18 protein-coding genes, 1 other RNA gene and 1 pseudogene are annotated in these 17429 nt (G+C 71.3%); 11 read left to right on the forward strand and 9 right to left on the reverse strand.

The genetic code is table 11. The annotated features are described in order from the left end of the window. Nucleotides 1-27: 27 nt before the first annotated feature. Nucleotides 28-1419 (reverse strand): WS/DGAT/MGAT family O-acyltransferase, encoded by a 1392-nt coding sequence (locus MAA44156_RS10920; protein WP_121035776.1) that lies wholly within the window; start codon nt 1417-1419, stop codon nt 28-30. A gap of 150 nt (nt 1420-1569) precedes the next feature. Here MAA44156_RS10920 and panB point away from each other — a divergent pair, with 150 nt between their 5' ends. Together panB and MAA44156_RS10930 are read left to right on the forward strand one after the other, a co-directional pair. Then, nucleotides 1570-2427, forward strand: a complete 858-nt coding sequence (panB, locus tag MAA44156_RS10925; RefSeq protein WP_023861483.1) for a 3-methyl-2-oxobutanoate hydroxymethyltransferase — start codon at nt 1570-1572, stop codon at nt 2425-2427. 201 nt (nt 2428-2628) lie between these two features. Then, nucleotides 2629-3804, forward strand: coding sequence for a glycoside hydrolase 5 family protein (locus MAA44156_RS10930; RefSeq protein WP_010949430.1), 1176 nt, complete (start codon nt 2629-2631; stop codon nt 3802-3804). Nucleotides 3805-3817: 13 nt separating this feature from the next. Here MAA44156_RS10930 and MAA44156_RS10935 read toward each other — a convergent pair whose 3' ends face one another. Continuing rightward, nucleotides 3818-4234: a heme-binding protein gene (locus MAA44156_RS10935; RefSeq protein WP_019732174.1), complete on the reverse strand. Its 417-nt coding sequence runs from the start codon at nt 4232-4234 to the stop codon at nt 3818-3820. 187 nt (nt 4235-4421) lie between these two features. On the opposite strand from MAA44156_RS10935, the gene MAA44156_RS10940 reads away from it, so the two are divergent. Continuing rightward, a complete protein-coding gene (locus MAA44156_RS10940) occupies nt 4422-4673 on the forward strand; it encodes a hypothetical protein (RefSeq protein WP_003872343.1) in 252 nt (83 codons plus the stop codon). 115 nt (nt 4674-4788) lie between these two features. Continuing rightward, the gene (locus MAA44156_RS10945) at nt 4789-6429 is read left to right on the forward strand and encodes a CYTH and CHAD domain-containing protein (RefSeq protein ID WP_011724672.1); all 1641 of its coding nucleotides are present in this window, start codon (nt 4789-4791) and stop codon (nt 6427-6429) included. A gap of 28 nt (nt 6430-6457) precedes the next feature. On the opposite strand, the gene rnpB is transcribed toward MAA44156_RS10945, so the two are convergent. Continuing rightward, an RNA gene (gene rnpB / locus MAA44156_RS10950) (RNase P RNA component class A) lies at nt 6458-6851 on the reverse strand. Between the two features lie 85 nt (nt 6852-6936). Between rnpB and MAA44156_RS10955 the strand changes: the two genes are divergently transcribed. Continuing rightward, on the forward strand, nt 6937-7647 hold the full coding sequence (locus MAA44156_RS10955; RefSeq protein ID WP_024637506.1) for a 2OG-Fe(II) oxygenase: 711 nt from the start codon (nt 6937-6939) through the stop codon (nt 7645-7647). Here MAA44156_RS10955 and MAA44156_RS10960 read toward each other — a convergent pair. Further along, nucleotides 7632-8282, reverse strand: coding sequence for a class I SAM-dependent methyltransferase (locus MAA44156_RS10960; protein ID WP_009976469.1), 651 nt, complete (start codon nt 8280-8282; stop codon nt 7632-7634). The two genes, MAA44156_RS10955 and MAA44156_RS10960, sit on opposite strands and share 16 nt — an antisense overlap. 46 nt (nt 8283-8328) lie before the next feature. On the opposite strand from MAA44156_RS10960, the gene MAA44156_RS10965 reads away from it, so the two are divergent. The 3 genes and pseudogenes from MAA44156_RS10965 to MAA44156_RS10975 all read left to right on the forward strand — a co-directional run bounded on the left by MAA44156_RS10965 (nt 8329) and on the right by MAA44156_RS10975 (nt 10333). Next, on the forward strand, nt 8329-8898 hold the full coding sequence (locus MAA44156_RS10965) for a helix-turn-helix domain-containing protein (protein ID WP_009976468.1): 570 nt from the start codon (nt 8329-8331) through the stop codon (nt 8896-8898). 47 nt (nt 8899-8945) lie between these two features. After that, nucleotides 8946-10115: a cytochrome P450 gene (locus MAA44156_RS10970; RefSeq protein ID WP_009976466.1), complete on the forward strand. Its 1170-nt coding sequence runs from the start codon at nt 8946-8948 to the stop codon at nt 10113-10115. Between the two features lie 7 nt (nt 10116-10122). After that, nucleotides 10123-10333: pseudogene (locus MAA44156_RS10975) on the forward strand (ferredoxin). A gap of 25 nt (nt 10334-10358) precedes the next feature. Here MAA44156_RS10975 and MAA44156_RS10980 read toward each other — a convergent pair. Genes MAA44156_RS10980 through cobC form a run of 4 tightly spaced genes read right to left on the reverse strand, consistent with a single transcriptional unit; the run spans nt 10359 to nt 14402 of the window. Next, the gene (locus MAA44156_RS10980) at nt 10359-11510 is read right to left on the reverse strand and encodes a bifunctional RNase H/acid phosphatase (RefSeq protein WP_009976464.1); all 1152 of its coding nucleotides are present in this window, start codon (nt 11508-11510) and stop codon (nt 10359-10361) included. Then, nucleotides 11507-12244: a zinc ribbon domain-containing protein gene (locus MAA44156_RS10985; protein ID WP_009976463.1), complete on the reverse strand. Its 738-nt coding sequence runs from the start codon at nt 12242-12244 to the stop codon at nt 11507-11509. Before MAA44156_RS10985 ends, MAA44156_RS10980 begins: the two co-directional genes overlap by 4 nt. Next, nucleotides 12241-13377 carry a Nif3-like dinuclear metal center hexameric protein gene (locus MAA44156_RS10990; RefSeq protein ID WP_009976462.1) on the reverse strand — a complete coding sequence of 379 codons (1137 nt, stop codon included), beginning with the start codon at nt 13375-13377 and terminating at the stop codon, nt 12241-12243. Before MAA44156_RS10990 ends, MAA44156_RS10985 begins: the two co-directional genes overlap by 4 nt. Further along, complete coding sequence (cobC, locus tag MAA44156_RS10995; RefSeq protein WP_009976461.1) at nt 13374-14402, reverse strand: Rv2231c family histidinol phosphate aminotransferase CobC; 1029 nt, start codon at nt 14400-14402, stop codon at nt 13374-13376. The genes MAA44156_RS10990 and cobC overlap by 4 nt, the downstream gene beginning before the upstream one ends. 90 nt (nt 14403-14492) lie before the next feature. Between cobC and MAA44156_RS11000 the strand changes: the two genes are divergently transcribed. The 3 genes from MAA44156_RS11000 to MAA44156_RS11010 are packed head-to-tail and all read left to right on the forward strand — an operon-like array spanning nt 14493 to nt 16475. Next, nucleotides 14493-15161 carry an HAD-IA family hydrolase gene (locus MAA44156_RS11000; RefSeq protein WP_009976460.1) on the forward strand — a complete coding sequence of 223 codons (669 nt, stop codon included), beginning with the start codon at nt 14493-14495 and terminating at the stop codon, nt 15159-15161. After that, nucleotides 15154-15645 (forward strand): low molecular weight protein-tyrosine-phosphatase, encoded by a 492-nt coding sequence (locus tag MAA44156_RS11005; protein WP_009976459.1) that lies wholly within the window; start codon nt 15154-15156, stop codon nt 15643-15645. The genes MAA44156_RS11000 and MAA44156_RS11005 overlap by 8 nt, the downstream gene beginning before the upstream one ends. Next, entirely contained in the window at nt 15645-16475 is an 831-nt protein-coding gene (locus tag MAA44156_RS11010) for an SURF1 family cytochrome oxidase biogenesis protein (protein ID WP_011724657.1), read from the forward strand. Before MAA44156_RS11005 ends, MAA44156_RS11010 begins: the two co-directional genes overlap by 1 nt. Here MAA44156_RS11010 and MAA44156_RS11015 read toward each other — a convergent pair. Continuing rightward, on the reverse strand, nt 16457-17401 hold the full coding sequence (locus tag MAA44156_RS11015; RefSeq protein WP_033725167.1) for a cobalamin biosynthesis protein: 945 nt from the start codon (nt 17399-17401) through the stop codon (nt 16457-16459). The genes MAA44156_RS11010 and MAA44156_RS11015 overlap by 19 nt on opposite strands. Between the last annotated feature and the right edge of the window lie 28 nt (nt 17402-17429).

Consider the following 17429-nt stretch of genomic DNA (forward strand, 5'->3'; position numbering starts at 1 on the left):
ATCCTGATCAGCGGCACCGCGGCCCGGCTACCGCGCCGCCGCCCGCAGCTCCTCCATCGCCACCGCGAACTCGTCGGCCAGCTCCCACAGGTCGGGCACCAGGTCCGGGCAGCCGATCAGCCCGACGTCCAGCTTGCCCCGCAACGACATGGCGGTGATGTTGAGCCCCGAGCCGTGAAAGATCGGCCCCAGCGGATACATCGCCTTGACCTCGCAGCCCAGCAGGTACAGCGGAAGCTGCGGCCCGGGCACGTTGGAGACCACCAAGTTGTGCACCGGCATGCTGTCGGTGAACCGGGTCCGCGCGTAAAGCCGCATCGCGATGCCGAACACCGCCGGCGCCGCGAATTGCGTCCAATCCTGCAGCAATGACGCCCCGATGGCCGAACTGTGTTCTTTGGCAAGCGAATTCGCGTGGGCGATCGCTTTCAGCCGCTGCACCGGGTCGGCGATTTCGGTGTGCAGGGACGCGAACATGGCCGACACCTGATTTCGGCCGGGCCGGTCGGATTTGCCGTGCACGGAAATCGGGACCGACGCCACCAGCGACGAATCCGGCAATGCGTTTCGCTCCGCCAGATATTGGCGCAGCACGCCGGAAACCAGGGCCATCACCACGTCGTTGACTTTGACGCCGAAATGGTTCTTCACCGCTTTGACGTCGTCGAGATTCAATTCGGCATACGCGATGCAGCGCCGGTTGCTGATCCGGGCGTTGAACACCGTCGCAGGCGCCGCGAACGGGCGGGCCATGGCCGCGCCGTCGAGCGCCCGTCGCACCGTGGCCAGCACCGACGACGCGGTGTCGGGCACCACGCTGGCCAGCCGCAGCGGCCGGGCCGCGAACCTGACCAGGCCGCCGGCGGCGATCCGCCACCCGGCGCCGCCGCCGACGCCCGCGGCCGGTTCCGGCGCCGCGGCGTCGGGCTCGGTCGCGCACAGCTGCGACATCAGGTTGGCGCCGGTCACCCCGTCGACGCCGGCGTGGTGCACCTTGGTCATCACCGCCAGCCGCCCGTCCCGGTGACAGTCGGTGCCGGCCACGCCCTCGATCACCCACATCTCCCATAGCGGCCGGCGGCGGTCCAGCGGCGTCTGGGTGATGTGGCCGCAGATCTGCGACAGCTCGGCACGCCCGCCCGGCGCCGGCACGGCGATGCGGTGCAGATGACGGTCGACGTCGAAGTCCTCGTCGTCCACCCAGACGGGATGGTCCAGATTCAGCGGGCTGTCGGCGAGCTTTTCCCGAAACGGCGGAATCGCCCGGATGCGGCGCACCAGGGCGTCACGCAGCCGCTCGAAGGTGTAGCCGCCCGGCACCGTCGAGGTGTCCAGCTCGATGATCGAACACACATGCATGGGCTGCGACGAGGTCTCCAGGTACAGGAAGCTGGCGTCGAGTCCACTCAGCCGCTGCATGCGCAGCATGGTATGTCTCACACCGCCGCGGCGGTGCGACTGCGCAAAAGAAATGGCAGAATGACACCGTCAGACGAGCCCGGGGACCCGCTCAGGATTTTCCAAAACTGAGGGCCACGAGGATCGACCCGACCACCCACTAGGACAACGATGTCTGAGCACAATGTTTACGGTGCCGCCCAGCCGGCCCAGCCCGCCCAACCTGCCCAGCCGCGCACCAGGATTCGCACCCACCATCTGCAGAAGATGAAGGCCGAGGGCCACAAGTGGGCCATGCTGACGGCGTACGACTATTCCACCGCCCGCATCTTCGACGAGGCCGGCATCCCGGTGCTGCTGGTGGGCGACTCGGCGGCCAACGTCGTCTACGGCTACGACACCACGGTGCCGGTGTCGATCGACGAGCTGATCCCGCTGGTCCGCGGCGTGGTGCGGGGGGCCCCGCACGCCCTGGTGGTCGCCGATCTGCCGTTCGGCAGCTACGAGGCCGGGCCGGCCGCCGCGCTGGCCGCCGCCACCCGGTTCATGAAGGAGGGCGGCGCGCACGCGGTGAAGCTGGAGGGCGGCGAACGGGTGGCTGAGCAGATCGCTCACCTGACCGCGGCCGGCATCCCGGTGATGGCGCACATCGGCTTCACCCCGCAGAGCGTGAACAGCCTGGGCGGTTTCCGGGTGCAGGGCCGCGGCGACGCGGCCGAACAGACCATCGCCGACGCGATCGCCGTCGCCGAGGCCGGAGCGTTCTCGGTGGTGATGGAGATGGTGCCGGCCGAGCTGGCCACCCAGATCACCGGCAAGCTCACCATCCCGACCATCGGGATCGGCGCCGGCCCCAACTGCGACGGCCAGGTTCTGGTTTGGCAGGACATGGCCGGCATGAGCAGCGGCAAGTCCGCCCGCTTCGTCAAGCGCTTCGCCGACATCGGCGGCGAATTGCGCCGCGCCGCAACGCAGTATGCGCACGAGGTGGCCGCCGGGGTCTTCCCGGCCGACGAACACTGCTTCTGAGGCGGTCGTTGGGGCCCTCGCCCCGCTGCGCTACTGTGACGGCGTAGCAAGGGTTTTAGCGCGCACCGCAGCCGTCCCGGTCACGACCCGACGGCCCGTGTGGGCTGAAAGTCCTTGTGTGGCAACGATGTACGATTGCCGAAGACGGATTGTCTAGCGCAAGGGTGGGACCACATCGACCGGGGGAATCGTGGTGACTTAGTGCACCGTCGACTGGTGTTCAAGTTGCCGCTGCTATTGGCAGGAGGCATGGCTTTGGCCCGAGCACCGCACGCGTCCGCGCAGCCGCCCCGCACGTCGCCGCAGGCAAGCCGGTGGTCACCCGAGCGGGCCAACCGCTGGTATCAGGCGCAGGATTGGCCGGTCGGCGCGAACTACATCACCTCCAACGCCATCAACCAGCTGGAGATGTTCCAGCCGGACACCTTCGACCCCCGCCGCATCGACACCGAACTGGGCTGGGCCCGCCGCAACGGGTTCAACGCGGTGCGCGTCTTCCTGCACGACCTGCTGTGGGAACAGGACCACCGGGGGTTTCAGGGCCGCCTGGCCCGGTTCGTCGACATCGCGGCCCGACACGGCATCAAGCCGCTGTTCGTGTTGTTCGATTCGTGCTGGGATCCGTTTCCCCAACCGGGTCCGCAGCGGGCGCCCCGGCCCGGCATCCACAATTCGGGCTGGGTGCAAAGCCCGGGCGCGGCGCGGCTGGACGACCACGGCTACCTGCACACCCTGCGCGGCTACGTCACCGGGGTGCTGGCGCAATTCCGCACCGACGACCGCATTCTGGGCTGGGACCTGTGGAACGAGCCGGACAATCCCGCCGACGCCTACGCCTCGGTCGAGCGCACGGACAAGCTGGACCGGGTCGCCGAGCTGCTGCCGCAGGTGTTCGCGTGGGCCCGCTCGGTGGATCCCTGCCAACCGCTGACCAGCGGCGTGTGGCAGGGCGAGTGGGCCGACCCGGCACGGCGCAGCGTCATCAGCGGCATCCAGCTCGACAACTCCGACGTCATCACCTTCCACTGCTACGGCGAACCGGCGGCGTTCGAGAAGCGCATCGCCGATCTGGTGCCGCTGGGGCGCCCGATCCTGTGCACCGAGTACATGGCCCGGCCGCTGGGCAGCACGGTGCAAACCATCCTGCCGATCGCCAAGCGCGCCAACGTCGGCGCGTTCAACTGGGGCCTGGTCGCCGGGAAAACCCAGACGTTTTTCCCGTGGGATTCCTGGGAGCATCCGGATCCGGCGATGCCCCGGGAATGGTTCCACGACCTGCTGGATCCCGACGGGCGGCCGTTCCGGGACAGCGAGATTCAGACCATCCTCGAGCTGAGCGATCTGGCGATGCATCTGCAGCCGCCGCCGGCCGGCTGACCGGCCGGGGCCGTCAGCGGCAGCGGTCCTGGAAATCGGTGAGCGGCTGGCGGATGCCCTCCAGGTCGGCGTGGGTCTGCGGGTTGGCATCCATGTACTGCTTGAGCTGCGCGCGCATCTCGTCGCGGGGCTGGCCCTTCAAGCTGGTGAAGTAGGCGTTGACGTCCGGGTGACTGAACAGATACGCCGACGTGGCTGCGGCGACGCCCGCCGACACCTGGGCCAGGTCGGCCGCCGTGCAGTTCGGCAGCGACGCCGGCGCCGGTTCCGGATCGTCCATCGGCCAGTCGGCCGCCGCCGGTCCCGCCGTCAGCACAAGCGTCGCGACAAGGCCGGCGACGGTCATTGCCACCCCGGCCGCGCCGGCCGCGATTCTTTCGCCGATGACTCGGCGTGCCGAGCGAGCAAAAGGCGCCATGGAACGCTCCATTCGTCGGTTCTGCCGAAAGGCGGGTGTGCGTATGGCAAACCATAAGGGTTTCCTCGCCGCACGGGCGCCGATTCGCGGCGAAGAATTGCGCGGCCGCCAGGCGATTATTTCCGATTCCCGCCCGCCGCCGGCTCACGACGGCACAATGCAATCAGGTGGCAATCAAAGCGTCGGAAGGAGAGCGCGGATGAATGCGCGCCGGTGCCGTGCGGCGTTGCTGGTGCTCTGCGGTCTGGCCGCGGTGCCCGCGATCTTGGTCGCCGTGCCCGGCGCCGATCGCGCGGACGCGACCGTGTGCGTGGGCGCCGGCCGGCGCGTCACGGTGAGCGGGTGCACCAACATCGGCGACAACATCGCCCGCTACGCCCCGCCGCCGGCCGTTTACGCGCCGCTGCCCGAAGACGACACCTCGACTCCCCCGCCGCCTCCACCGCCGTAACGCCGTCACCGCGGTATGGCAGGCTATGGGTGCTCATCCGCCCCTGTCCACCATGTTGACGGCCGCGCCCGGCGCCCCCGACGCGCCTCCGACGCGCCTCCGATGGAGCCCGAAGATGCCTGCACAAGCGCCGCAGACCTCGCGTCATCTCGAGGTGGAGCGCAAGTTCGACGTGGTCGAGTCCACGGTGATGCCCTCGTTCGAAGGGATCGCCGCGGTCGCCCGGGTCGAGCAGTCGCCGACCCAGATCCTGGACGCGACGTATTTCGACACGCCCGCACATGACTTGGCGCGCAACAAGATCACCCTGCGCCGGCGCACCGGCGGCTCGGACGCCGGATGGCACCTGAAGCTGCCCGCCGGGCCCGACGCGCGCACCGAAGTCCGGGCACCGCTGGACGCCTCCGACGCCGACACCGTGCCCACCGAGTTGGTCGATGTGGTGCTGGCGATCGTCCGCAACCGTCCGCTGCGGCCGGTCGCGCGGATCACCACCGAGCGTGACACGCAGGTGCTCTACGACGCGGCGGGCCAGCCGCTAGCCGAGTTCAGCAACGACCACGTCACCGCGTGGGCGACGCCGAGCGCGCCCGAGGGCCCCGACGACGGTTCCGGCGGTGTCGACGAGGGTTCCGGCGGTTTCGACGACACCGCCGCGTCGCCCACCGATCAGGCGCCCACCCAAAACCCGCCCACCCGACATCCGCCCACCCAACAGGAGTGGCGGGAATGGGAATTGGAGCTGCTCGGCGGCAACGGGCACGCCGAGGGCGCCGCCGGCGCCGAGCTGCTGAACCGGCTGAGCAACCGGCTGCTGGACGCCGGAGCGGTGCCGGCCGGCCACGGCTCCAAGCTGGCGCGGGTGCTGGGCCGCGCGCCGTCGCCCAACGGCGCGCGGCCGCCCGAGGATCCGCTGCAGCGCGCGATCGCCGAGCAGGTTCGCGAGCTGCTGGTGTGGGATCGCGCCGTGCGCGCTGACGCCTTCGACTCCGTCCACCAGATGCGGGTCACCACCCGCAAGCTGCGCAGCCTGCTGCGCGACTACCAGGATTCGTTCGGGTTGGGCGACGACGCGTGGGTGCTCGACGAATTGCGGGAGCTGGCCGGCATTTTGGGGGTGGCCCGCGACGCCGAGGTGCTCGCCGAGCGCTACGAGCGCGACTTGGGCGCGCTCCCACCGGAATTGGTGCGCGGGCCGGTGCGCGAACGTCTGGTCGGGGGTGCCCGGCGCCGCTATCAGGTCGGGCTGCGCCGCTCGTTGATCGCCATGCGGTCGCAGCGCTACTTCCGGCTGCTCGACTCCCTGGACGCGATCGCGGCCCGGCGCCCCGGCCTCCCCGGGGCCGAGGAACAGGCGCCGGTGACCATCGACACCGCCTACCGCAAGGTCCGCAAGGCCGCCAAGGCCGCCGCCCGGGTGGACCGCGAGCACCCCGGCGACCGACACCTACGCGACGAGGCGATACATCGAATCCGCAAGCGCGCCAAGCGACTTCGATACACTGCGACGGCGACCGGAGCGGCGCGGGTGGCCGAGCGGGCCAAGGCCGTGCAGTCACTGCTGGGCGATCACCAAGACAGCGTGGTCAGCCGCGAACACCTGAGCCAGGAGGCGCAGGCCGCGCACGCCGCCGGCGAGGACACCTTCACCTACGGGCTGCTCTATCAGCGCGAGGCCGATCTGGCGCAACGCTGCCGTGACGAACTCGACGACACGCTGCGCAAACTCGGCAAGGCGGTGCACAAGGCGGATTAGCCCGCAACCGCCCGCAACGAAGCCGGGGCGGACGAGTTGGCCTGTAAGCCGGATTCTGTTCCGCGCCGCCGGAAAACCGGCGGCGCGGCGGCGACCATCCATCTGGACACACCGTCACCGGGTGCCTCGAGCGGCCTACCCGCAGGCTCGGGCGAGCAACCCTCGGACGCCTGCGCGGCCGTGCCGGCGGCACGGCCTTCTTGGCCTTGCTTCGGGTGGGGTTTGCCGAGCCACCCCGGTCACCCGGGGTGCTGGTGCGCTCTTACCGCACCGTTTCACCCTTACCACCGCGAGGGTGGCGGTCTGTTTTCTGTGGCACTTTCCCGCGAGTCACCTCGGATTGCCGTTAGCAATCACCCTGCTCTGTGAAGTCCGGACTTTCCTCGACTCGGGATACGAGCCGCGGCCGCCCGGCCAACTCGTCCGCGACGATCCACGGTACCCGCTGCGCCCGGCCGGTGCCAGCAACGCCCTCGCCGCGGGCGGGCGGGCCCTATCGTGGACCTGATGGACCGATGGCACAGGCGCGTCGACTCCGGCGATTGGGACGCCATCGCCGCCGCGGTCGGCGAATTCGGCGGGGCGCTGCTGCCGCGGCTGGTCACGCCCCGGGAAGCCGCACGGCTGCGCGAACTCTACGCCGACGACGGCCTGTTCCGGTCGACCATCGACATGGCCCCCAAACGCTACGGCGCCGGGCAGTACCGCTACTTCCGCGCGCCCTATCCCGAGCCGATCGAACAACTCAAACAGGCCCTCTATCCCCGGTTGCTGCCGATCGCCCGGGACTGGTGGGGCAAACTCGGCCGTGACCCCGTGTGGCCGGACCGCCTCGACGACTGGCTGGCGGCCTGCCACGCGGCCGGCCAGCAACGGTCCACCGCCCTGATGCTCAAATACGGTGCCGGCGACTGGAATGCGCTGCATCAGGATCTCTACGGGGACTTGGTGTTTCCGCTTCAGGTGGTGATCAACCTGAGCGATCCGCAGACCGACTACACCGGCGGCGAATTCCTGCTTGTCGAGCAGCGGCCGCGCGCCCAATCCCGCGGCACCGCAACGCAATTACCTCAGGGCCATGGCTATGTCTTCACCACCCGGGAACGTCCGGTGCGCTCGGCCCGCGGCTGGTCCGCGGCGCCGGTACGCCACGGGGTCTCGGTGGTGCGTTCCGGCCAGCGCTACGCGATGGGCTTGATCTTTCACGACGCCGCGTAGGCCTGTTCGGTCCGCCGCAACATCATGATGTTGTCCATCAACGTCCCGACTTCTCCGTTCGGACCGGTCATTTCGCGCCCCGCGGCCTCGGCCCGCAGCCGGGTCCACCCGTCCGGATCCAGCCGCAGCGACCCGAGCACCTCCTCGACACCCGGAAAGTGGTGACCGTCGTGCTGCGCCCACGGTGGCGCCGCGCCGTGGTCGACGATCAACAGCACACCGCCGGGCTTCACCCGGGTGGCCGCCCGGCGCAGCACGGCGTCCCGGTCGAGGTGCACCGGCGAGTGGAAATACTGGGCGGAGATCAAGTCGAACATCCCTTCCGGGAAGCTCTCGTTGAGGTCGTGGCGCTGAAAGTCGATCCGCGCCAATAATTTCCGCGACGCTGCTGCCTCGGCGGCGCGGCGTAGCGCGGTGGCCGAGATGTCCACCGCCAGTACCGTCCAGCCGCGCTGCGCCAGCCACAGCGCGTCGGCACCCTCCCCGCAGCCCAGATCCAGCGCCCGCCCCGCCGGCAAGTCGGCGGCCAGTTCGGCCAGCCGCGGATTGACCCGCCCGCTCCACACCCGCTCGGCGCCGCGATAGCGTTCTTCCCAAAACCGCCCGGCCTCACCGGGTTCGCACGAAGTGTCCATACCGCGAGCTTGCCCAGCCGCCCAAGTTTTGCCAAGCTTGTTTGCCATGCAGGCAAACACCGACATCGACGTCCAGGTGCGCCGGCGGCTGCGGGAGCTGCGCGTGCAGCGCGGCCTGACGTTGCAGGAGGTGGGTGCGCGGGCGGGGATCGACGTGTCGACGCTGAGCCGCCTGGAGTCCGGGAAGCGCCGGCTGGCGCTGGATCACCTGCCGCGGCTGGCCCGGGCGCTCTCGGTCAGCACCGACGAGCTGTTGCAGCCCGCGCAGGCGCCCGACCCGCGGGTGCGCGGGTCGGCGCACACCCACCACGGCGTCACCTACTGGCCGCTGACCCGCCAGGGCCCCGCCGGCGGCCTGCACGCCTTCAAGATCCGGGTCAGCGCCCGGCGGCGCACCCCGCCCGCCGAGCTGCCCGTGCACGAGGGACAGGACTGGATGTACGTGCTGGCCGGCCGGATGCGGCTGATCCTGGGCGACCGGGACTTCACCATCGATCCCGGCGAGGCGGTCGAGTTCTCGACGTGGACTCCGCACTGGTTCGGCGTGGTCGAGGGGCCGGTGGAGGCCATCGTCATCTTCGGACCGCACGGCGAGCGGCTGCACCTGCACAGTTAGCCGGCCGCGCCATTGCCTGGCGCCGACGATGGTGCCAGGCTCACCCCATGACCGAAGCCGGAGGTTTCGTCGACCAGACCGTCACCGGAGTCGCGGAGCCGCAACCGATGTACAAGGCGCTGCGCGAGTCCAACCCGGTGTTCCGGTCCCCGCAGGCGGTGGTGCTCAGCCGCCTCGCCGACATCGAGATGGCGCTCAAGCACACCGAACTGTTTTCGTCGAACATGGACGCGGTCGACCTGGGCAACGTGCGGCCGTTGATCCCGCTGCAGATCGACCCGCCCGAGCATGCCAAGTACCGCCGCATCCTCGACCCGCTGTTCACCCCGCGCGAGATGGCCCGCCGCGAACCGCTCGTCACCGAGCTGGTCAACGAGATGATCGACCGGTTCGCCGCGCGGGGCGAATGCGACTTCCACGCCGAGTTCGCGGTTCCCCTGCCGTGCACGGTGTTCCTGCAGCTGCTGGGTCTGCCGCTGGAGGACCTCGACCGATTTCTGCTGTGGAAGGACGGGGTGATCCGCCCGGCGGGCGACTCGGGGTTCGACCGCCGCCACGAGAGCTCCGCCGGTGTGGCTCAACAGATCTACGAGTACTTCGACAAGGCCATCGACGAGCACATCGCGGTCCCGCGTGACGACGTGCTGTCCGCGATGATCGCCGCCGACGTGGGCGGGCAGCCGCTGTCCCGCGAGGAGCTGCTCGACATCTGCTTCCTGTTCCTGATCGCCGGTCTGGACACCGTCACCGACTCGCTGGACTGCTTTTTCGTCTACCTGGCGCGCCACCCCGAGCACCGTCGTCAGCTTGTCGAGCGGCCCGACGTGCTGCCCGGCGCCGTCGAGGAGCTGTTGCGTTGGGAGACACCGGTTCCCGGTGTCGCTCGCGTCGCAACGCAAGACGTCGAGGTCGGCGGCTGCCCGATCAGCAAGGGCGAACGGGTCAGCCCGCTGCTCGGCGCGGCCAACACCGACCCGGCCGAGTTCCCCGACCCCGAAACCGTCGACTTCACCCGCAGCCCCAACCGACACCGGGCCTTCGGCGGCGGCCCGCATCGCTGCCTCGGCTCTCATCTGGCCCGCATGGAGTTGCGCGTGGCACTTCGCGAATTCCATGGGCGCATACCGGATTACGAGATCAAACCGGGCACGCAGCTGACCTACACCGCCGCGCTGAGGTCGGTGGAGTCGCTGCCGCTGGTCTTCCCAGTGCGATGAGGGCGCGATGAGGCGCGTCGTCGTCGACGCCGAGCGCTGCACCGGTCACGGACGCTGTTACACCCTGGCGCCCGACGTCTTCGACGCCGACGAGTTCGGCCACTGCGTGGTGCGGGCCCGGGCGGGTCTCCGGTGAGCTCGAGGCGCAGGCCGGCGTCGGCGAGCAGAACTGCCCGGAGCAGGCCATCACCGTGCACCCGCCCGCCGGCGACGGCTAACCCGGCCGGCGGGCTTCCCGGCGTCCTACAGGTATCCGGTCTGGTTGACCAGCCGCACCGAAGCGGCTCCGTCGGAATAGAACTCGGCGATGCTCAGCGAGGCGAGGTCGAGATGCAACCGGTACAGGATGCCCGGCCCGGCGTCCAGCGCCTCCCGCAGCAGCATCTTGATCGGCGTCACGTGCGACACCACCAGCACGGTGCTGCCCTGCTGTGCGGCGATGATCTTCTGGCGAACCCGCGACACCCGCTCGGCCACCGAGTCGAAGCTCTCCCCGCCCGGCGGAGCGGTGCTGGTGTCACGCAGCCAGCGCCGGTGCAGTCCGGGGTCGCGCTCGGCGGCCTCGCCGAACGTCAACCCCTCCCAGGCCCCGAAATCGGTTTCGATCAGGTCGTCGTCGACGGTCACGTCCAGGCCCAGCGCCTTGGCGGCGACCGCCGCGGTGTCGTAGGCCCGTTGCAGCGGGGAGGCGAACACCGCCGAAATCCCGCCGCGCGCGGCCAGATAGCGTGCCGCCGCGTCGGCCTGCCGCCGTCCCGTCTCGGTGAGTGCGGGGTTGCCGCGCCCGGAATAGCGGCGCTGCACCGACAATTCGGTCTGCCCGTGTCGCAGCAACAGCAGCCGGGTCGGGGTGCCACGCGCCCCGGTCCACCCGGGCGCCGCCGGTGACGGCGCCGCGGCGGTTTTCCCGGCGTCGACGGCGGTCGGATCGGATTGTTCGGCCCGCCCAAGCTTTTCCGCCGGCTCGGGCTTTTCCGCCGTGCCGGTGGCCGCGGCGGCCGCGTCCATCGCCTCGTTGGCCAGCCGGTCGGCGTGCGAGTTGCGCTCGCGGGGAATCCACGAGTAGCTGATCCTGTCGAACCGCGCCGCCAGGCCTCGGGCCTGGGCGTGCAGTTCGATCAGGTCGGGGTGTTTGACCTTCCACCGCCCCGACATCTGCTCCACCAACAGCTTGGAATCCAGGTAGACCTCGGCCTCGGTGGCGCCCAGCTTCAGCGCGTCGTCCAAACCGGCTATCAGGCCGCGGTATTCGGCGACGTTGTTGGTGGCCCGGCCGATGGCCTGCTTGTTCTCGGCCAGCACGGTGCCGCGGTCCGGTGTCCACACCACGGCGCCGTACCCGGCGGGGCCGGGGTTGCCGCGCGATCCGCCGTCGGCTTCGATGACGACCTTCACTGACCGGGCCCCTTGACCCGCAGCAGGATTGCCCCGCATTCCGGGCACCGCACCACGTCGTCCTCGGCCGCCGCCGAGATCCGGGACAGCTCCCCGCGGTCGATTTCCAGCCGGCAGGCGCCGCACCGCCGTCCCAGCAGCTGCCCGGCGCCCGGCCCGCCCCGGGCGCGTTGCCGTTCGTAGAGGGCGAACAGCTCGGGGTCCAGTTCGGCGCTCAGCGCCTCGCGCCGCGACGAATGCAGCGCACGGGACTCGCTGATCTCGCCGCGCGCGGCGTCCAGATCGCGCCGCGCGGTGGCCATCGCGGCCTCAAGCTCCTTGAGCGTCTGCTGCTCGCCGTCCAGCTGGGCCTGCAGCTCCTCGCGCCGCTCCATCACCTCCAGCAGCGAATCCTCCAGGCTGGTCTGGCGACGCTGCAGGGTCTCCAGCTCGTGCTGAAGGTCGGCCAGCTGCTTGGCGTCGATCGCTCCGGACTGCAGCAGCGAGCGGTCGCGGTCTTCGCGCTGGCGCACCGCGTCGACCTCGGCTTCCAGCCGCCGCACGTGAGCATCGATGTCTTCCAAGGCGATTCGCACCGCCCCCAGCCGGTCACCGGCGGCGTCGTACTCCTGCTGCATCCGCTCGCAGGCCTGCTGCTCGGGCAGATGCTCGGCCCGGTGCGCCAGCCGGGACAGCTCGGCATCCACGTTCGCCAGCTCCAGTAGTGAACGCTGCTGTGCCACATCGGCTTTCATCGTCCCTCACCCCCGTCGTGCTCGACATTCCACGGGTCGGTGCGAATCGAGCTCACCCGCACGTCGAGCCGTCCACCGAACCGGGACCGCAGCAGGTCGGCGGCCTGGGCGCACCACGGGAATTCGCTCGCCCAGTGTGCCACGTCGATCAGGGCCACCTCGGAGGCCCGGCGATGCTCGTCGGCAGGGTGGTGGCGCAGGTCGGCGGTGAGGTAGGCCTGCACCCCGGCGCCGGCCGCGGCGGCCAGCAGCGAATCGCCGGCGCCGCCGCACACCGCGACCCGCGACACCGCCAGCTCCGGGTCGCCCGCCGCCCGCACTCCCCAGGACGTCGCCGGCAGCGCCGCGTCGACCCGGGACACGAAGCGCCGCAACGGCTCCGGGTACTCCAGCCGCGCGATGCGGCCCAGCCCGGCGTCGCCGGGCGGGGGCAGCAACGCGAAGATGTCGAACGCGGGCTCCTCGTAGGGATGGGCGGCGCGCATCGCCGCCAGCACTGCGGCCCGGGCCCGTGCGGGGGCCACCACCTCGACCCGTTCCTCGGCCACCCGTTCCACCCTGCCGACACTGCCCACCGCGGGCGAGGCGCCCTCGTGCGGCAGGAACTGCCCGATGCCGGTGACGCTCCAGCTGCAATGCGAATAGTCGCCGATATGGCCCGCGCCGGCGGCGAAGACGGCTTCCCGCACCGCGTCCGCGTTCTCGCCGGGCACGTAGATGACCCACTTGTCCAGATCGGAGGCGGGCCGGGCCGGTTCCAGCACGGCCTCCACGGTCAGGCCGAGCGCATCGGCCAGCGCGTCGGAGACCCCGGGCGATGCCGAGTCGGCGTTGGTGTGCGCGGTGAACAGCGACCGCCCGGTGCGGATCAGCCGGTGCACCAGCGCACCCTTGGGCGTGCTGGCCGCGACGGTGTCCACCCCGCGCAGCAGCAGCGGGTGGTGGGCCAGAAGCAGCCCGCCGGCCGGGACCTCGTCGACCACCGCGGGTGTCGCGTCCACCGCCACGGTCACGGACTCCACCGGTTCGTCGGGGTCCCCGCAGACCAGCCCCACCGAATCCCAGGGTTCGGCCAGGCCCGGCGGGTAGGCCTCGTCGAGCACCGCGATGACGTCGGCGAGTTTCACGCTCACCGCTGCGCCTCCGCGATCGCCTGCACCAGCAGCGGCCACTCCGGGCGCACCGCGGCGCGCAGGTACCGCTCGTCCAGGCCGACGAACGTGTCACCGCGACGGACGGCGATCCCCTTGTCGTGCAACAGCTTTCGGACCCGGACCGCATCCGGCATCCGGAACAACACAAACGGCGCCCGCCCGTCGAGCACATCGGCGCCCACCGACGCCAGCCCGGCCGCCATCTTCTCGCGCAGCCGGCTCAACCGCTCCGCCCCGGCAGCCGCGTCGGCGACGGCCCGCCGGCCGCAGCAGGCCGCCAGCGCCGTCAGCTGCAGCGTGCCCACCGGCCAGTGCGCCCGCTGCGCGGTCAGCCGCGCCAGCACCTCCGGCGCGCCCAGCGCGTAGCCCACCCGCAGCCCGGCCAGCGCCCACGTCTTGGTCAGGCTGCGCAGCACCAGCACGTCGGGCAGCGCGTCACCGGCCAGCGATTGCGGCTCGCCGGGAATCGCGTCGGCGAACGCCTCGTCGACCACCAGGAGCCGTCCGGGCCGGCGCAGCGCCAGCAGCTGCTCGCGGCCGTGCAGCACCGCGGTGGGATTGGTGGGATTTCCCACCACCACCAGGTCGGCCTCCTCGGGGACGGCCGCGCCGTGCAGACCGAACGGCGGCTCCAGCACGACGTGGTGCACCGGCACCCCGGCCGCGCTCAGCGCCGCGGCCGGCTCGGTGAATGACGGCGCGATGACCGCCGCCCGCTTCGGGCGCAGGTTGCTCAGCAGCGCGAACGCCTCGGCGGCCCCGGCCAGCGGCAGCACCTCGTCGCGGCGGCGGCCGTGCCGTTCGGCGGCGGCGTCCTGCGCCCGGTGCACGTCGTCGTCGCCCGGGTAGCGGGCCAGGTCGGGCAGCCGCGCCGCCAACCGATCCAGCAGCCACTGCGGCGGCCGGCTGTGCCGGACGTTGACGGCGAAATCCAGCATCCCGGGTGCGACGGCCTGATCACCGTGGTAGCGCGCCGCCGGCGGGCTCAGGTTCAGACTCGCCATCCGTGAAACATTAGTGGCCGGCCCGGCGGCCCGGAGCAGCACCGAGCAACACCGTCCCGGCCCGCCGCGGCCATCGAGGACAATGGTGAGGTGACAGGCACAACGTCAGCCGATCCCGCCGCCCCCGCGGCGCAGCTGGTGATCTTCGATCTGGACGGCACGCTGACCGACTCCGCGGAGGGCATCGTGGCCAGCTTCCTGCATGCGCTGGAGTCCATCGGCGCGCCGGTGCCCCCGGGCGACCTCGTCGCGCAGATCGTCGGCCCGCCGATGGACGACACGTTCCGGTCCATGCAACTGGGCGAGGACGCCGAGGCGGCGATCGCGGCGTTCCGCGCCGAGTATGGCGCCCGCGGCTGGGCGATGAACACGCTGTTCGACGGGATCGAGGCGCTGCTGGCCGATCTGCGCGCCGCCGGGGTGCGGCTGGCGGTGGCCACCTCCAAGCTGGAGCCGACGGCGCGGCGCATCCTCGCCCATTTCGGGCTCGACCATCACTTCGAGGTGATCGCCGGGGCCAGCCCGGACGGTTCCCGCAAGGCCAAGGTCGAGGTGCTCGCGCACGCGCTGGCGCAGCTGGAACCGCTGCCCGAGCGGGTGCTGATGGTCGGTGACCGCAGCCACGATGTGCACGGCGCGGCCGCGCACGGCATCGACACCGTGGTGGTCGGCTGGGGCTACGGGCACGCCGACTCGCACCCCGACGGCGTCACCCGCGCCGCCACCATCGACGAGCTGCGGAGGGCGCTGGGTGTCTGAACCGCTGCACGTCACGTTCGTCTGCACCGGCAACATCTGCCGGTCGGTGATGGCCGAGAAGATGTTCGCCGACCAGCTGCGCCGCCGCGGCATGGCCGATGCCGTGCGGGTGAGCAGCGCCGGCACCGGCAACTGGCATGTCGGCGAGTGCGCCGACGAGCGGGCCGCCGGCGTGCTGCGCGCCCACGGCTACCCGACCGAGCACCGCGCCGCGCAGGTGGGCGCCGAGCATCTGTCCGCCGATCTGGTGGTGGCACTGGACCGCAACCACGCCCGGATGCTGCGGCACCTGGGCGTCGACGAGGACCGCATCCGGATGCTGCGGTCGTTCGATCCGCGCACCGGCGCGCACACCCCCGACGTCGACGACCCCTACTACGGCGACAGCAAAGACTTCGAACGCGTCTACACCGTCATCGAGGCCGCGCTGCCCGGCCTGCACGACTGGGTCGACGAACGGCTGGCGCAGAACGGATCGTCGTGATGCCCCGGTGGCTGCGCGGCTTGTCGTTTCTGCTGCGACCGGGCTGGGTCGTGCTGGCACTGGTGGTGGTCGCGTTCGCGTACCTGTGCTTCACCGTGCTCGCGCCCTGGCAGCTGGGCAAGCACAGCAGGACCTCACAGCAGAACCACCAGATCGAACACTCCCTGACCACCCCGCCCGTCCCGCTGAAAACCCTGCTGCCGCAACAAAACTCGGCCGCCCCGGCCGAGCAGTGGCGGCAGGTGAGCGCCACCGGCCACTATCTGGCCGACGTGCAGGTGCTGGCCCGGCTGCGGGTGATCGACTCCAAACCGGCGTTCGAGGTGCTGGCGCCCTTCGTGGTCGACGGCGGGCCCACCGTCTTGGTCGACCGCGGTTACGTGCGGCCGTTGGAGGGGTCGCGGGTCCCGCCGATCCCCCGCCCGCCCGCCGACACGGTGACCATCACCGCCCGGCTGCGCAACTCCGAGCCCGCCGCCGCCGGCAAGGACCCGTTCGTGGGAGACGGTGTGCGGCAGGTGTATTCGATCGACACCGAGCAGATCGCGGTGCTCACCAAGGTGCCGCTCGCCGGGTCCTATCTGCAGTTGGTCGACGGTCAGCCCGGCGGGCTGGGGGTGGTCGGGGTGCCGCAACTGGACGCCGGCCCATTCCTGTCCTACGGCATCCAGTGGATCGCGTTCGGCATCCTGGCCCCGATCGGGGTGGGTTATTTCGCCTACTCCGAGCTGCGGGCCCGCCGCGCGGAAAAGCAACCGGCCGCACCGGCAGCCGAAGCCCCGCAGTCGGTGCAGGACAAGCTCGCCGACCGCTACGGACGCCGCCGGTAGGCGGCCAGCAGCCCGGCCGCCAGGGCCACGGCGGCGGCCTGCACCGCCGCCGACAGCCGCACCGCCCGGCGCAGATCGGTCACCGTGGGCTCGCGGCCGGCGCCGAGCGTCGGCCGGATCTGCAGCTGGTGCCGGTACTGGGTGGGCCCGCCCAGCCGCACGCCCAGCGCCCCGGCGAACGCCGCCTCCACCACGCCGGCGTTGGGGCTGGGATGGCGGGCGGCGTCGCGGCGCCAGGCCCGCGCCGCGCCCGACGGGGAGCCGCCGACCACCGGCGCCAGCAGCACCGTCAGCGACGCGGTGACCCGCGCCGCCGGGTAGTTGGCGATGTCGTCCAATTTCGCTGCCGCCCAACCGAATCGGAGATAGCTCGGCGAGCGGTGGCCGATCATCGCGTCCAGCGTGTTGATGCCGCGATACGCCAGCACCGCGGGCACCCCACCGGCCGCCGCCCACAACAGCGGCGCCACCTGCGCGTCGGAGGTGTTCTCCGCGACCGATTCCAGCGCGGCCCGGGCCAGCCCGGCGGAGTCCAGCGCCGCCGGGTCGCGCCCGCACAGCGACGGCAGCAGCCGACGGGCGGCGTCGACGTCGCCGCGCTGCAGCAGCTCGGCCATGGCCAGCCCGGTGCGGGTCAGCGAGGTTCCACCCGAGCAGACCCATCCGGCCGCGGCGGTCGCCGCGATCGACCAGCGCGGACCGGCGCGCGCGGCGGCCAGGTGCACGGCCAGCCCCAGCAGGCCCACCGCCCCGATCGACACCCCGACGTGCAGCGCGCCGGCGACCCGGCCGTCGCGGTAGCTGAGGTTCTCCAGACCGGCGGCGGCGCGGCCGAACAGCGCCACCGGATGACCGCGGCGCGGGTCGCCCAGCGCGCGGTCGGCCAGGTAACCGATCAGCACGCCGAGGGGGTGCGTCGCCAACACCTGCGCAGCGTCTCATACTGGGGTTCAT

Source organism: Mycobacterium avium subsp. avium (assembly GCF_009741445.1).
GTDB lineage: Bacteria > Actinomycetota > Actinomycetes > Mycobacteriales > Mycobacteriaceae > Mycobacterium > Mycobacterium avium.